This window comes from Pedobacter sp. Leaf132 (assembly GCF_920984695.1).
Taxonomy (GTDB): domain Bacteria; phylum Bacteroidota; class Bacteroidia; order Sphingobacteriales; family Sphingobacteriaceae; genus Pedobacter.
The window spans coordinates 1-14,795 of sequence record NZ_CAKLBO010000014.1 but is presented as its reverse complement, the minus strand read 5'-3'; the positions used below and the strand labels follow the sequence as shown (position 1 = coordinate 14,795).

General features: G+C 35.5%; 14 protein-coding genes. 8 read left to right on the top strand and 6 right to left on the bottom strand.

Annotated elements, in window-relative coordinates:
• The 5 genes from LUA86_RS18275 to LUA86_RS18255 are packed head-to-tail and all read left to right on the top strand — an operon-like array spanning position 1 to position 4,978.
• Complete coding sequence (locus LUA86_RS18275; protein ID WP_231465501.1) at positions 1 to 225, top strand: DUF350 domain-containing protein; 225 nt, start codon at positions 1 to 3, stop codon at positions 223 to 225.
• A 2-nt stretch (positions 226 to 227) separates the two neighbouring features.
• On the top strand, positions 228 to 1,739 hold the full coding sequence (locus tag LUA86_RS18270) for a polyamine aminopropyltransferase (protein ID WP_231465499.1): 1,512 nt from the start codon (positions 228 to 230) through the stop codon (positions 1,737 to 1,739).
• Positions 1,717 to 3,372, top strand: a complete 1,656-nt coding sequence (locus tag LUA86_RS18265) for an NAD(P)/FAD-dependent oxidoreductase (protein ID WP_231465497.1) — start codon at positions 1,717 to 1,719, stop codon at positions 3,370 to 3,372. The genes LUA86_RS18270 and LUA86_RS18265 overlap by 23 nt, the downstream gene beginning before the upstream one ends.
• Positions 3,365 to 4,423 carry a hypothetical protein gene (locus tag LUA86_RS18260; RefSeq protein WP_231465495.1) on the top strand — a complete coding sequence of 353 codons (1,059 nt, stop codon included), beginning with the start codon at positions 3,365 to 3,367 and terminating at the stop codon, positions 4,421 to 4,423. The genes LUA86_RS18265 and LUA86_RS18260 overlap by 8 nt, the downstream gene beginning before the upstream one ends.
• 51 nt (positions 4,424 to 4,474) lie before the next feature.
• The gene (locus LUA86_RS18255; RefSeq protein ID WP_231465493.1) at positions 4,475 to 4,978 is read left to right on the top strand and encodes a lipocalin family protein; all 504 of its coding nucleotides are present in this window, start codon (positions 4,475 to 4,477) and stop codon (positions 4,976 to 4,978) included.
• On the opposite strand, the gene LUA86_RS18250 is transcribed toward LUA86_RS18255, so the two are convergent.
• From LUA86_RS18250 to LUA86_RS18230, 5 genes are all read right to left on the bottom strand, one after another.
• Complete coding sequence (locus LUA86_RS18250) at positions 4,968 to 5,381, bottom strand: hypothetical protein (protein ID WP_231465491.1); 414 nt, start codon at positions 5,379 to 5,381, stop codon at positions 4,968 to 4,970. The genes LUA86_RS18255 and LUA86_RS18250 overlap by 11 nt on opposite strands.
• A gap of 168 nt (positions 5,382 to 5,549) precedes the next feature.
• Positions 5,550 to 5,885 (bottom strand): gliding motility protein GldC, encoded by a 336-nt coding sequence (gene gldC / locus LUA86_RS18245; RefSeq protein ID WP_056871223.1) that lies wholly within the window; start codon positions 5,883 to 5,885, stop codon positions 5,550 to 5,552.
• 100 nt (positions 5,886 to 5,985) lie between these two features.
• Positions 5,986 to 6,258, bottom strand: a complete 273-nt coding sequence (locus tag LUA86_RS18240) for a hypothetical protein (protein WP_231465489.1) — start codon at positions 6,256 to 6,258, stop codon at positions 5,986 to 5,988.
• A gap of 3 nt (positions 6,259 to 6,261) precedes the next feature.
• A complete protein-coding gene (locus tag LUA86_RS18235; protein ID WP_231465487.1) occupies positions 6,262 to 7,608 on the bottom strand; it encodes a DEAD/DEAH box helicase in 1,347 nt (448 codons plus the stop codon).
• A gap of 102 nt (positions 7,609 to 7,710) precedes the next feature.
• Positions 7,711 to 9,690, bottom strand: coding sequence for a heavy metal translocating P-type ATPase (locus tag LUA86_RS18230; RefSeq protein ID WP_370634395.1), 1,980 nt, complete (start codon positions 9,688 to 9,690; stop codon positions 7,711 to 7,713).
• Positions 9,691 to 10,286: 596 nt separating this feature from the next.
• On the opposite strand from LUA86_RS18230, the gene LUA86_RS18225 reads away from it, so the two are divergent.
• Both LUA86_RS18225 and LUA86_RS18220 read left to right on the top strand, forming a co-directional pair.
• Positions 10,287 to 12,323, top strand: coding sequence for a M13 family metallopeptidase (locus LUA86_RS18225; RefSeq protein ID WP_231465485.1), 2,037 nt, complete (start codon positions 10,287 to 10,289; stop codon positions 12,321 to 12,323).
• A 169-nt stretch (positions 12,324 to 12,492) separates the two neighbouring features.
• Positions 12,493 to 13,263: a DUF2625 family protein gene (locus LUA86_RS18220; RefSeq protein ID WP_231465483.1), complete on the top strand. Its 771-nt coding sequence runs from the start codon at positions 12,493 to 12,495 to the stop codon at positions 13,261 to 13,263.
• Positions 13,264 to 13,401: 138 nt separating this feature from the next.
• On the opposite strand, the gene LUA86_RS18215 is transcribed toward LUA86_RS18220, so the two are convergent.
• Positions 13,402 to 13,740 carry an MmcQ/YjbR family DNA-binding protein gene (locus tag LUA86_RS18215; protein ID WP_231465481.1) on the bottom strand — a complete coding sequence of 113 codons (339 nt, stop codon included), beginning with the start codon at positions 13,738 to 13,740 and terminating at the stop codon, positions 13,402 to 13,404.
• A gap of 182 nt (positions 13,741 to 13,922) precedes the next feature.
• Here LUA86_RS18215 and mnmD point away from each other — a divergent pair, with 182 nt between their 5' ends.
• Complete coding sequence (gene mnmD / locus LUA86_RS18210) at positions 13,923 to 14,585, top strand: tRNA (5-methylaminomethyl-2-thiouridine)(34)-methyltransferase MnmD (protein WP_231465479.1); 663 nt, start codon at positions 13,923 to 13,925, stop codon at positions 14,583 to 14,585.
• Positions 14,586 to 14,795 lie beyond the last annotated feature (210 nt).

Genomic DNA, 14,795 nt, shown 5'->3' with positions numbered 1-14,795 from the left:
ATGACTATAAATGAATTAATTAACATCAAATACATTGTTGCCTCGATTGTATATTCTGTTGTAGGTATTGCTGTACTTTTCATCGCATTTTGGGTTATTGAAAAAATAACGCCAGAAAACCTTTGGAAAGAAATTTTAGTGAAGCAAAATATAGCTTTAGCTATCGTAGCTTCTGCTTTTATTATCGCTATCGCGATTATAATCAGCTCTGCTATACATAGTTAAACATGAACAAAAAACTTCCAGCGCTTTTATTAATATCGGTATTTGTTGTAGCTACCTGCGGACTTATTTATGAGCTAATTGCCGGAACTTTAGCAAGTTATTTACTAGGCGATTCGGTAACCCAATTTTCTACCATAATTGGCGTTTACCTTTTCTCGATGGGCATTGGTTCCTGGATTTCTAAATATTTTGATAAAAACATTTTATCGTGGTTTATCCAAATAGAAATATTAGTTGGTTTAGTTGGAGGCTTTAGCGCCACAATTCTATTTCTCGTATTTGAAAGCATTGCTTCTTTTAGGATTGTGCTGTATGGTTTTGTGAGCTTAACAGGTATTTTAGTAGGCTTAGAAATTCCTTTGCTCATGCGTATTCTTAAAGATAGGTATGAGTTTAAAGATTTAGTTTCGAAAGTATTTACCTTCGATTATATCGGAGCGCTTTTGGCCTCTCTAATTTTCCCTCTTTTATTAATACCCCATTTAGGCTTAGTAAAAACAGCTTATCTTTTTGGAATATTAAATGTATTAGTGGCTTTAATTGTATGCGTCAGCTTTAAAAAAGAAATTAAAGCTTCAAAATATTTACAATCTGCATCACTAATCAGCATAATTGTGTTACTTGCCGGATTTGTGTATGCAGAACGCATCACTAGTTTTTCTGAGAGCCAAACCTATAGTGATACGATAATTTATTCGAAAAGTACTCCTTATCAAAGAATTATCTTAACCAAAAAAAACAAAGTATTAAGGTTATTTTTAAATGGAAATCTACAATTCAGTTCTGACGATGAATATCGCTATCATGAAGCCTTAGTTCATCCGGGTTTGCAGGCTTTGCCATTTGCCAGGCACGTTTTAGTAATGGGTGGCGGCGATGGTTTGGCTGTTAGAGAAATTTTAAAATATCCTAATGTTGATTCTGTTACATTAGTAGATTTGGATAAAGGCATGACTACGCTCTTTCAATCCAATAAAATCCTTTTAGGTTTAAATAAAAATTCTCTTCTATCACCTAAAGTAAAAGTAATTAATGCCGATGCATTTAGCTGGATTAAAGCACAGCGGAAGAAATTTGATTTCATCGTAATAGATTTTCCCGATCCATCTAATTATGCCGTTGGTAAATTGTACACCAATGTTTTTTACACCTTGGTTAAAAGCATTTTAGCACCAAAAGGCCTAATTGTTGTTCAGTCTACATCACCTTATGTGGCACCAAAATCATTCTGGACCGTTAATAAAACTTTAGAGAGTGTTGGATTTAAAACTATCCCATACCATAATTATGTACCCTCTTTTGGCGAGTGGGGCTATATTATGGCAACCGAGCCAGAGAATGTTTATAAAAAACCACAGCAGTATTTACCCGGTTTAAAATTTATTTCGAAAGAAAGTTTAGACCTTATGCTTTTCTTTCCGAAAGATATGAGCAAAGTTGAAACTGATGTGAATAAATTAAACAACCAAATTTTAGTTAAATACTTCGAAGATGAGTGGGCAAACGTTTTATAAAGATGATTTTACAGCCTACTTAAAACGTCGTTCATTTTTATTAAGAATTGGCTTAATTACAGGCGGCATATTTTTGAATAGCTGCTACAAAAAATTAAAATCAAACAATTACAATATTAAGGGTAATTTATTTGGTCCGAATGCAAAAGCTGGTCATGCTTTACGCGATAAAATTAAAATTCCACCGGCAAGTAAAACCAGAAAGGTAAAAATCTTAATAATTGGAAGCGGAATATCAGGCCTATCAGCCGGAAGATGGCTGAAAAATAGCGGAGAATTGGATTTTGAAATTATTGAGCTTGAAAATCATATTGGTGGAAGCTCCCATTATAGTAGCAATAAAGTATCTTCTTACCCTTTAGGTGCGCACTATATTACTATTGCTAATAACGATGATGAATTATTAATAGATTTTTTAAAAGAAATTAATGTGATAACGCATTTCGAGAACGATTTGCCATATTACAACGATTATTACCTAACCTTCGATCCGGAAGAACGATTGTTGATTAACGGTGAATGGCAAGAAGGTTTGATTCCGGATTTCGGTGTACCACAAGCCGATAAAATACAAATTCGAAGATTTTTAAATGATGTAGAAAAACTTAAAAACACCAAAGGGAACGATGGAAAGTTTGTATTTAACATCCCGGTACATTCATCTTCTAATGATTTGGAATACAGAAAATTAGATAAAATAACTTTTGAAAGTTATTTACACACAAATGGTTATGACTCTAAATATTTGCTTTGGTATTTAAATTATGCCTGTAAAGATGATTACGGTCAAAAAATGGATAAGATATCTGCATGGGCAGGATTACACTATTTTGCATCACGAAGAGGTGGAGCTGCAAACGCAGAGCAAAATGCAATCTTGACTTGGCCTGAAGGTAATGGCTGGATTATGAAGCAACTGGCGACTGGCCTAAAAGAACACATTAAAACATCGAACATGTGCTACGAAATTAAAAAAATGGCAGATGGAAGTTTGAGCGCCACTATTTTTAATTTATCAACAAATTCTACAGAATCCATATTAGCAGAAAAGGTTATCTTATGTTCACCTCAATTTGTAAATAATCGTTTGCTTAAAAATTTTGACCGTGAAATAAATTACAAAAACTTCAGCTATGCTCCCTGGTTGGTGGCAAATATTACTATAAACCAGCTACCTGATTCAAAAGGTATAACATTATGTTGGGATAATGTTGCCTTTAATACACCATCAGTAGGTTATGTAAACTCGGCACAACAACATTTAAAAATTTCTGAAGATAAAAAAATCCTGACTTACTACTTGCCTTTATGCGATTTTGAACCTTCCATAGCCAGATTAGCGGCATATTCCAGAGATTACAGCCAATGGCTTGATATTATTATTCCGGAGTTAGAAATGATGCATCCGAACCTAAGCCAGGCAATTGAAAATATTGATATCTGGATTTGGGGGCATGGAATGATTGCACCAACTGAAAACTTTATCTGGAGTGATAACTTAGAAAAAGCAAGAAAACCAATTGAAAATAAAATTTTCTTTGCACATAGTGATTTAAGTGGAATTTCGATATTCGAAGAAGCTTTCCATCAAGGTATAAATGCTGCAAAACAAATCTTAAATAATAATGGATAATCGAAAGCAACCTTGGTTAAATAGTAAAGCAACAGATATTATTTTCATCTTGTCGCCTGCTTTTTTATCGTTGCTGTTGGTTTTATTATTTCCATCGCAATTCCAAAATGCTTCTGGCATTCCTGTAGCTTATTGGGTTATATTAATTGTTTTTATTGATGTAGCGCATGTTTACAGTACGCTGTACCGCACCTACTTCAACCCAAACACCTTTAACAAACAAAGTTCATTACTCATAATTATCCCGATTACATGTTACATAATCGGTGTCATGCTCTATCATTTTGATGCCCTCTGGTTTTGGCGAATATTGGCCTATTTAGCCGTTTATCATTTTGTGAGGCAGCAATATGGTTTCATGAGGTTGTATAGCAGAGAAGAAAAACTTCCATCGGTAATAAAAACGATTGATAAAATTGCGATATATACAGCAACCCTTTATCCCTTAATTTATTGGCATTTTACGCCTGCCCGAAATTTTAATTGGTTTGTTGAAGGAGATTTCTTTTCTTTTGAAAACAATGTTATTATTAAATACTCAACTGCTACATACCTTATAATTATTGCCATTTACTGCCTAAAAGAAATCTATCTAATCATAAAATTGAAATGGATAAATATCCCAAAAAACCTTTTGGTTGCTGGTACATTTCTCTCCTGGTACTTTGGTATCGTTTATTTTAATGGCGATATGGCTTTTACAACCTTAAATGTAATTTCTCATGGCATACCTTACATGGCTTTGATTTGGTTCTTTGAAAAGAAAAAAATAGACTACAATTTGTCTAAAAGCAGATTATTAAATTTATGTTTTGGCGAATATGGAATTGTCTACTTTTTAGTAATATTAATTTTATTTGCCTATTTGGAAGAAGGACTATGGGATGGTTTAATCTGGAAAGAACATCAATCTATATTTAAGCCATTTACAGGCCTGCCAAGAGTTTACAGCAATGAATTTCTAGCATTACTTATACCGCTATTGGCACTACCGCAAGCCACACATTATGTGCTCGATGGCTTTATCTGGAAACAGAAAAGCAAATTTTAAAGAAACTATATATTAAAAAATTGCGTAGGTAACATCAAACCTCCTGATGTTATGAAAACGATTTGCACCACACTTATAGTTCTTTTTAGCTTTATTTCTGCTGATAAAAACTTACCGGTTAATAAGTTAGATTTAAAAAAATATGCAGGAACCTGGTATTCCTTATATTCTATACCGACAATTTTTGACAAAGGAAGCAGGGAAACCACAACCAAATACACATTAAATAAAGATGGGTTTTATAATGTTTTAACCACATACAAAAAACCTAATGATGAAAAGGTTTATTCAAGAAGCTCCAAAATGTTTCCATCAGAAGAAGGAAATAATGGTGAATTACAAGCTCAATTTATATGGCCAATAAAGATAGATTATTGGATTATTGAACTTGCTGATGATTATTCGTATGTTGTAGTAGGCCATCCGGAACATAAATTTCTATTCATCATGAGCCGTAATCAAACAATGCCGAAAAAAACTCATGATGATATAGTTGCCCGCTGTAAGGCTAAAGGATATGATGTAAGTAAACTTACTTCGCAATTTAAGGGTTAGGCATTTGGGCTGTTAATTTTTCACCGCGTTTAGTACTGAAAAGCAAAAATATAACACCAACTAAAAATACAATCCATCCCCATTGGAAATGAACTACTTTGCCAATTAATTTATTGGCAAAACCGTATTTGGTGTAGTTGTTTGCTGTAAAATAAACTGCAACAACAGCTAAAACATACCAAATTGCCATAACAAAACTTATAAACCTAAATGCACCAGCTTTTCTGATAAAAAGGATAAGTATTGCAACCGCAAGGATAGCGTAAGTGATAATAAATAAACGAGCATCAGATTGATATAAGTTCCAATTCCCTTTTATCGGCACTTTTAACATAGGGCAAAAGCTTGCTATTACACATAATAAAATGCCCAAATACGCCCTAAATTTATTTAAAATTAACATATAAGTTATTTTAGTTTTAGTTTTTTGATTGGTTGGGATAAGCAAAAATTGACTAACCTGATTGGTATTTTCTCAAATCTCAATACTCAAATCTCAATACTCAATACTCAATACTCAAATCTCAATACTCAGATCTCAATACTCAATACTCAAATCGAAAATCCTTCCCTACTGCCCTTCTACAATACCCATTTTCTCAGCGAAATGAGCACAGTAATCGCGTAAATCTTCAACAATTAATGTTTCATTTGTAGCCTTTAAAAAGCTATCGCCCATAGTTTGCAAAGTTTCATAGAAGAAACGTTTCATCTCATCAACCGGCATATCTTTAGTCCACAGGTCTATTTTTAGAGTATTTTTATAATTATGGTCCCAAACTGATAAAAACATCGCCTTGGCTGGCACCTTATCTGCATTTCCAGAATCTGTACTTTCCCAAAGAATGTTATCCGGGTTGTTACCTTCATCTAACTCAACTGTTAATTTTATTTCTGCTGTTTTCATTTTCTTAAATTGATTAAACCGATAAGAGGATAAACCGGTTTTATCGGTTTATTTTTACGATTGCAAAGATGCGGTTTTATCTAAAGAATTAATCATTCGCTTACATCACCTTTTGTAATATTACCATCAAGATTACGGTAATTACGATAAAGATGGATTCTACAATCCAGATTTTTTTTAAATCTTTTAGCGTAAAACGAAAAACCAAATCAGTAATAAAAGTGACCAAAATAAGGCAGCCCAGAATGAGTAAATAAAATCCACTCATATCAATTTGCCTCGGAGCGTTATTTTTAGAACCTAAAATATTTACAAGCACCAAGCCAAAACTAATTGCACTAATAATGTTTAAAGGCGTAATTCTAAGTTTCATCACTTACTTTTTCTTATCGAAACGTTTACCTTTCTTAAAACTTTTAATTTCTTTTCCGGCTTTTGCCTTTGCCTTATCTCTGGCTCGTTGTTCTATTACTTTTGCGTTCTTCTTCTCATGGAAAGCACCTTTAAAATCAGGGTCATCCTTACGTTTTTGCATGTCAATTTCACGGGCTATGTGCTGGCGCTCTTCGTAAGGCGTTTCATCTATATATACGCCTTCCGGAATTTCGGTTACCGGAATATACTGGCGAATTAATTTTTCAATTTTACGGATATAATATTTCTCGGCATCGGTGGCAAAAGTAATGGCATCGCCTTTGGCAAAAGCCCTTCCGGTACGTCCAATCCGGTGAACGTAATCCTCGATGATAATTGGCACATCAAAGTTAATCACATGGCTAACATCGCTCACATCAATTCCCCTACTCGCAACATCTGTAGCAACAAGCACACGAATATTACCTTCTTTAAAGCTATTGATGGAATTAATTCTGGTGTTCTGCCCTTTGTTGGCATGTATTACCCGAACGTTTTCCGCACCATACCTACGCTCAATAAAACTAAAAATATTATCGGCTACAGATTTCGTTTTACAAAAAATGATTAGGCGGGTAAAAGCTTCATCGTTTTTTAGTAAATGTTGTAAAAGATTAATTTTAGTTTTAAAATTTGGTACGTAATAAAGCGTTTGAGTAACATTTGCAGCTGGCGTAGCTTGCGTTGAAGTTTCTATTACCAATGGATTATTTAAAAAATCGCCAGCAATTTTTTGCACCAACTCGCTCATGGTAGCCGAAAACAATAAATTTTGGCGTTTACGCGGAACAATTTCTAAAATTCTGTGAATAGAGCCAATAAAACCCATATCCATCATTTTATCAGCTTCATCAAGCACCAAAAATTTAAGACTTTGTGTATTGATATCGCCGGCTAAATATAAATCTAAAAATCTTCCGGGTGTGGCAATTAAAATATCTACACCTTTTGCAATCTGTTCTTTTTGAGTTTTAGGACCAATGCCGCCGAAGATTACCAATGAACGCAAATCAGTATAAGTAGAGAATAGTTTTACCTGCTCTGCAATTTGCATGGCTAATTCTCTGGTTGGCGATAAAATTAAAGCCCTCGGATTTTCACCTTGTGCATATTTTAACTGCATTAAAATTGGCAGCACAAAGGCGGCCGTTTTTCCTGTTCCGGTTTCAGCGATACCAAAAATATCTTGTCCGGATAAAACCGGGGCGATTGCTTTTTCCTGTATCGGAGTGGCAACGGTATAACCTGCATCGGCAACTGCATTTAAAATTTGCCTGTTTAACTTAAATTCTTCGAACGATTTCGCCATAGCCTGCAAAGATAGTCATTAAGGTTGAGGGTTTGAAGATGTAAGGTAAATGGTAAAGTATCAGAATGCCTTTTTAATTGCTAAACAGACCTGACTATGAAATTAAAATTTCATTTTTTGAATCCTCACGGCATTTAGAATTGCCAATAAAGCCACACCAACATCCGCAAAAACCGCTTCCCACATGGTTGCTAAACCACCTGCTCCTAAAATTAAAACCAAAGCCTTAACCGCAAATGCCAAAACGATATTTTGAATTACAACACTTTTTGTCGCTTTACCTATTTTAATTGCAATTACAATTTTCGAAGGCTGGTCGGTCTGAATCACAACATCAGCTGTTTCGATTGCGGCATCGCTACCCATTGCACCCATAGCGATACCAATGTCGCTAATCGCCAAAACAGGTGTATCATTTATACCATCACCTACAAATGCAACTACCTTTAATTTATCCTGCTTAATTTCCTCAAGTTTGCGCACCTTATCTTCAGGCAGCAAATCGCCATAAAATGAATCAATGCCTAAAACACCGGCAACTTTTTTAACAATTGATGTTTTATCACCACTAAGCATAACCACTTGCTTAATGCCATTTGCGTGAAGATTTTTAACGGCATCAGCCGAATCTTCTTTAATTTCATCAGCAATTAAAGCATAACCAGCATATTCTCCACCAACCGCCACAACTACAATACTTTCCTCAATGTTTCTGATGGCTACATCGTAAGAAATATTAAATTTATCGAGCAGTTTAGTATTTCCAGCCAATACTTCATTGCCGTTCACCGTTCCTTGCAAACCCATACCAGCAACTTCTTTTATATTTTCTGCCTGATGAAAGTCTATATTTCCAACATGCTCTACAATTGCTTTCGCTATCGGATGGGTAGATTTTGCTTCTACTGATACCAGATATTTTAAAAATTCCTGTTCATCAATATTAGTTTCAATCTTTTGAACTTTAAAAACACCTTTTGTAAGCGTACCCGTTTTATCCATTACAACGGTATTAAGCTTGGTAATGAGATCCAAAAAGTTAGAGCCTTTAAAAAGTATTCCGTTAGATGATGCTGCTCCAATTCCGCCGAAATAGCCCAAAGGAATGGAAATAACCAATGCGCAAGGACAAGAAATTACCAAAAATACTAATGAGCGATACAACCAGGTTTGGAAATGATATTCGTTGCCCAAAACTAATATGGGTATGGTTACCAATGCTAAAGCTAAAAAGAATACGATTGGTGTATAAATTTTGGCAAATTTTCTGATAAATAATTCGGTTTTTGCTTTGCGTGTTGTAGCATTTTGAACCATTTCTAAAATCCTGGATAAAGCACTATCCGCAAATGCCTTTGTAACTTTAATTTCGATTACTGCATCTATGTTTAGCATTCCTGCTAATACATTGTCGCCTTTATTAATGGTTTTGGGTTTACTTTCTCCGGTTAAAGCAGCGGTATTAAAACTGCTTTTTTCAGATAACAGTTCACCATCCAAAGGCGTTTTTTCTCCAGCTTTTATTTGTATAATGTCGCCAATTTCAACTTTTTCAGGCTCAACATCTTCATATTTACCATTTCGCAAAACGTGTGCAACATCAGCCCTTACATCTAGCAAAGCTGAGATATTTCTTTTAGCACGATTAACCGCAGCTAATTGAAAAAGCTCGCCAATGGTGTAAAAAAGCATTACAGTAACACCTTCAGGGTATTCGCCAATTGCAAAAGCCCCAATTGTAGCGATAGACATTAAAGAAAATTCTGTAAAAAACTCTTTGGCTTTAAAAGTTTCCCAAACTTCTTTTAATACGGGTACGCCAACCGGCAAATAAGCTAAAATGTACCAGTAAAGACGAATTTTATTGAAAGCTTCAATTTTAAAAAAGTTATCGAAAGCAATACCAATAAGCAGCATAGCCAAAGTTACTATTGCCGGTAAATAGGTTTTAAATGATGAAGGGTCGCCACCGTGGTCATGGTCATGTTCATCGCTATCTTCGTGGCTATGTGTGTGCTCATGAGTATGTTCATGCGCTTTGCTGCTGCAGCAACTTTCTTCTTTATCGTGGGAATGACTCATTTAGATTATTTTTTTGAAAAGCAATTTTAGGTGCATTTCGGTTTCTTTCATCCCGCCACCGTTACAAATCCTCAGCCAAAGAAAAATTGGCTTCCGGGTTTTCCACTTTGTCGGGTTTAGGTGGCGCTAATCGTAGTACTATCAAAAGTAAAATAAACCTGACAGAAGCGGAAATACTTTGGCAAAACTTACGAAGTTTCCTATCAAAAAATGCTCATCTAACTTCGTAAGTTTTAAAAGCCAAAGATTGAAGCGAATGGCGGGACTGCAGAACAAATGAAAAACCCAACAATCATTTTCATATATCGTATAACTAAAAAGACTAATTTTATGGAAAATGAAATTATCTTTAATCATTCTTGATAATAAAAAAATTGGGTAGCACACAATAAATAATGTTAAAAAATGTTAATAGTGTATTAAGAATTAAAAAAGATGAAATCTCTAAAGTTCCATTTCTCGCCAAGTGAATTCTTAAGACGGCTTGGTTTAACAAAAATTTACTACTGGTTTTACAAGTAATATTTCTAATATATTGCTTCAGTATTAATTTGTATTTCATAAATTTCGCACAAATAACTAACTTATTTAAGCGAATGAAATACCAAAATTTGAAAAGATATTTTGCTGCACTTGGCATAGTTGCGGCTGGCTTTTCTGCAAATGCACAAGCTCCAAAAAAATACATCGATCCTGCAAACATGGATTTATCGGTTAAACCGGGCGATGATTTTTATCAATACGCAAGCGGTACCTGGATAAAAAACAATCCTGTACCGGCCAAAGAAACTCGTTGGGGCTCTTTTAACGAACTTCGAGACTTTAACATCAATGCGGTAAAATCGCTGGTAGAAGAAGCAGCCGCTGATAAATCTGCTCCTGCCGGCTCAGTAAAACGCCGTGTAGGCGATTTCTTTGCCGCTGCAATGGATACAGTAACCATCGAAAAATTAGGTTATACTCCAATTAAGGCCGATTTAGAAAAAATAAAGCAGATTAAAGATATTCAGGGTGTTTTAGACCAGGCTGCTTACATGCGTGTAAATGGAATTGGTGGTTCTATGTTTAGCATTGGTGTTGGCCAGGATCGTAAAAACGTAAATAAATACATGGTTAACATTGGCCAAGGTGGTACAACTTTGCCAGACCGTGATTATTATTTGAAAGATGATACGCGTAGTGTTAAAATTCGCGAGGCTTATGATACTTACATGACTACCTTATTTAGTTTAACAGGTAGCAGCCCTGAAGTAGCTAAACAAAAGGCAGCAACGGTTTTTAAAATCGAAAAGCAGTTTGCAGAAGCGCAAATGAGCCGTTTAGAAATGCGTGACCCTTATGCAACTTACAATAAACTTACTGTAACAGATTTAGGCAAACAAACTCCGGGTATTAACTGGGCAACATATTTACCAAAATTTAACATCAAAGGGCAGGATACTGTTTTAGTGTCATCGCCGAAATTTATGGCGAGTGTGGATGCTATGTTGAAATCGATTTCAGTTGCAGATTGGAAAACCTATTTGGAATGGAACGTTTTGAAAAGTTCTGCCGGAAGTTTAAGTTCTCCATTTGTTAAAGCAAGTTTTGCCTTTACGCAAGCACAAACCGGACAAAAAGTACAAACACCGCGTTGGCAACGCATGTCGTCTTTAACAGATGGCACAATTGGCGAATTATTAGGTCAGCTTTATGTTGCAAAATATTTCAAACCGGAAGCTAAAGCCCGCATGGATGCCATGATTGTTAATTTACGCAAAGCATTCGAAATCAGAATTAAAGGCTTAGAGTGGATGAGTGCTGAAACCAAAACTAAAGCTTTAGAAAAACTTGCTGCGTTTGAACCTAAAGTTGGCTACACTACAAAATGGGAAACTTATACAGGCCTTAATATTAATAGAGCAACGTACTTCCAAAATTTGCGTAACGCAAGTGTTTGGGGATATAATGAAAATGTAAGCAGATTAGGTAAACCGGTAGATCGTACTCGTTTCGGCATGACTCCGCCAACCGTTAATGCTTCATACAGCCCAACAATGAATTCTATTACTTTCCCTGCCGGAATTTTACAATTTCCATTTTTTGATCCAAATGCAGATGATGCTTTGAATTATGGTGGTATTGGTGCTGTTATCGGTCACGAAATGAGTCATGGTTTTGATGATAGCGGAAGCCAATATGATGCAAAAGGTAATTTAAAGAACTGGTGGACCGCAGAAGACCGTAAAAAATTTGAAGAAAAAACAAAAGCATTGGGTGAGCAATTTGATGCTTACACGGTTTTAGATACCGTTCATGTAATTGGAAAATTAACAATGGGTGAAAACATTGGCGATTTAGGCGGTTTAAATGCAGCATACACAGCCTTCAAAATGACTAAACAAGGCCAAAGCAATGAAAAGATTGATGGATTTACGCCAGACCAACGTTTCTTTTTAGCATGGGCACAAGTGTGGAGAGGTAATATTTTACCAGAAAGCGCAGCACAGTTAATTAAAACCGACCCACATTCACCTGGCCCGTACCGTACAATTGGTGCACCGGTAAATATGGATGCATGGTACACTGCCTTTGATGTTAAACCTGGTGATAAATTATACAAAAAACCAGAGGATAGAATTAGAATGTGGTAATCATAAATTCAAAACTTCTATATTTAAATAATATTTGAACGATATTCATCCCTGAGAGGAATATCAAACCTAAGAACGTCTCGAGTAATCGGGGCGTTTTTTTTATTCTACACAACAAGCACTCGTTTTCTTAATTATCATTCTATCTTTGAAAATACGATTCGCCTACATGAAAAATATCTTAAAATTAGTATTAGCATTATTAATAGTTTGCACATCAGCTTCTGCTCAAAACAAACTGATTAGCCTTGATAAATTGATTAACAAAACAGATCCGGCCTGGCCTTTGGTTCAAAAATGGATAGATTCTGCTAAAAATAAAGTAACCGTTTTACCTGTTGATACGGCAAAGGCCAATAAAGTTTTATACAACGCCCAGATGACTACCTATGCTACGCTTGGCTCTGTTATTTACAATACGGGTGGTATTTTGATTGATAATGGATGGATTAGAATTTTAGGTTCGGGTAGCGACCGTATAACAAGAGATATTGCAGAGTGGAACAAAGGCAAAACGATTAAAGAATATGGCGATGATATTCCTTATCTTTTAGTAGCAGATGATGCCATAGGTGGTTTTTTCGCGATAAATTATGGGGGTTTAGGTAAAGATGTAAAAAACATGTATTACCTGGAGCCAAATACTTTAACCTGGCAGCCATTAGGTGCTGGTTATGGCGAGTTTTTAATTTTTTGCTTCGATAGCGATCTTTCTAAATTTTATAAGGGATTACGCTGGAGTACGTGGGATCAGTTTATTGGCAACTTAGAAGATACAAAAACCTACAGTTTCAGACCTTATTTATGGGAAGCCGGAACGGATATCGAAAAAAGCTCGAGAAAATTGGTTGGAATAGAAGAAATGTACCGTTTCAACATTATGAAATCGAAGGAGCTTAATGCTGATAAAGGCATCAAGAGAGATACATCAAAGCAATAAGGTTTAGATTAAGGCCGTCATTGCGAGGCAAGAAGCAATCTTTTTCAATAAGACACATCACAAATAGATTGCTTCGTGCCTTGCAATGATGATTTTGTTGTCTAATTCAGATTATAACACTAGTGCTATCGCATATTCTTAAGCGTATTTGGCTTGTATTTTTTTAGGCAGCTTTGCAAGTACCAATGCTCGTGATTCAGCAACTCTGGCTTTAAGTTCTTTGTCGTTCAATACATCCATATTTTCTATTTGAATCCATTGGCGTTTGGCTAAATGATAAGCTTGGGCAATGCCATCTCTGGCTGTTAATGCATCAAATTCATCCGGATTGCACTTTATAGAGAAGCGACTGCCCTGATCAATATCTGCAATAACATAAATCTTCTCCTCAATCATAAAGCATAAATGATCCCATTTCATGCCTTCTGTTGTACCGGGCAGACTTAAACAATATTCTCTGAATGATTCTATATCCATTTAGGGTTTAGGGTTTAGGGTTTAGGGTTTAGGGTTTAGGGTTTAGGGTTTAGGGTTTAGGGAAAACAAATGCAAATTTCACTATGTTTGCGTTAGATACGAAATTAACAATTCTACTCAAGAATCTTTAAATCCGATAATCATTTTAATCCTGAAAATCTTCTAATCCTTTAATCCTGCTAATGAATATTATTACCCAAACTGCTGATGGTTCAAATACCTTATACAACGAAACCATTGGAGAGCATTACCACAGCAAGCATGGTGCATTGCAAGAAAGCAATCATGTTTTTATTGATGCTGGCTTAAAGTTTGCGTCAACAGGAAAATCAGAAATTTCGATTTTTGAAGTAGGTTTTGGAACCGGACTTAATTTTATTTTAAGCTTAGAATATTGCGTACAAAACAATATAAAGTTAAATTATACCAGTTTAGAGGCCTTTCCCTTAACAATCGATGTGCTGAACCAAACCGGTTATTCCGCTTATGTTTCTGCTGATACCTGGAATAGTTTTATAACAAACTATGAAGATAGCTTGAAAGGAATTAAGGCCCTATCTCCGCTTTGCCAGCTTCAAATTCCGCATACCACATTAGCAGAATTTAAAACTGAGAAAACTTTCGATTTAGTTTATTATGATGCTTTTTCTGTGCAACATCAACCCGAAATGTGGAGTGACGAAATTATAGCGCAAACCTGCACCCTTTTAAAACCTGGAGGTACTTTTGTTACTTATGCAATTACCGGAAAACTTAAGCGTGCTGTTAAAGCCTGTAATTTCACCATTGAGAAATTACCTGGGGCACCCGGCAAAAGGGAAATGCTTAGAGCATTGAAAATGTAGAGTGTTTTGGTTTAAGATGGATGATGGGCTTTTTGCAGGAAAACTTTAATAGTTGCAAAATCTTTAGTAACTAAACCCGGGTAAAGCCTACCGTGTACCCACATCTTTTTGGATTTCGAATCCTAAATAGATATTATAGAATTTTTGGAGACCGAGTATTAGGGTTGTTGCACCAGGCTTCCTCTGTGATGAATAACCTTTCCAACCACC

What these genes read in the sequence shown, in the direction of transcription:
- LUA86_RS18275 (WP_231465501.1), top strand. Translation starts at nt 1, where the DNA reads ATGACTATAAATGAATTAATTAACATCAAATACATTGTTGCCTCGATT.
- LUA86_RS18270 (WP_231465499.1), top strand. Translation starts at nt 228, where the DNA reads ATGAACAAAAAACTTCCAGCGCTTTTATTAATATCGGTATTTGTTGTA.
- LUA86_RS18265 (WP_231465497.1), top strand. Translation starts at nt 1,717, where the DNA reads ATGAGTGGGCAAACGTTTTATAAAGATGATTTTACAGCCTACTTAAAA.
- LUA86_RS18260 (WP_231465495.1), top strand. Translation starts at nt 3,365, where the DNA reads ATGGATAATCGAAAGCAACCTTGGTTAAATAGTAAAGCAACAGATATT.
- LUA86_RS18255 (WP_231465493.1), top strand. Translation starts at nt 4,475, where the DNA reads ATGAAAACGATTTGCACCACACTTATAGTTCTTTTTAGCTTTATTTCT.
- LUA86_RS18250 (WP_231465491.1), bottom strand. Translation starts at nt 5,381, where the DNA reads ATGTTAATTTTAAATAAATTTAGGGCGTATTTGGGCATTTTATTATGT.
- gldC (WP_056871223.1), bottom strand. Translation starts at nt 5,885, where the DNA reads ATGAAAACAGCAGAAATAAAATTAACAGTTGAGTTAGATGAAGGTAAC.
- LUA86_RS18240 (WP_231465489.1), bottom strand. Translation starts at nt 6,258, where the DNA reads ATGAAACTTAGAATTACGCCTTTAAACATTATTAGTGCAATTAGTTTT.
- LUA86_RS18235 (WP_231465487.1), bottom strand. Translation starts at nt 7,608, where the DNA reads ATGGCGAAATCGTTCGAAGAATTTAAGTTAAACAGGCAAATTTTAAAT.
- LUA86_RS18230 (WP_370634395.1), bottom strand. Translation starts at nt 9,690, where the DNA reads ATGAGTCATTCCCACGATAAAGAAGAAAGTTGCTGCAGCAGCAAAGCG.
- LUA86_RS18225 (WP_231465485.1), top strand. Translation starts at nt 10,287, where the DNA reads ATGAAATACCAAAATTTGAAAAGATATTTTGCTGCACTTGGCATAGTT.
- LUA86_RS18220 (WP_231465483.1), top strand. Translation starts at nt 12,493, where the DNA reads ATGAAAAATATCTTAAAATTAGTATTAGCATTATTAATAGTTTGCACA.
- LUA86_RS18215 (WP_231465481.1), bottom strand. Translation starts at nt 13,740, where the DNA reads ATGGATATAGAATCATTCAGAGAATATTGTTTAAGTCTGCCCGGTACA.
- mnmD (WP_231465479.1), top strand. Translation starts at nt 13,923, where the DNA reads ATGAATATTATTACCCAAACTGCTGATGGTTCAAATACCTTATACAAC.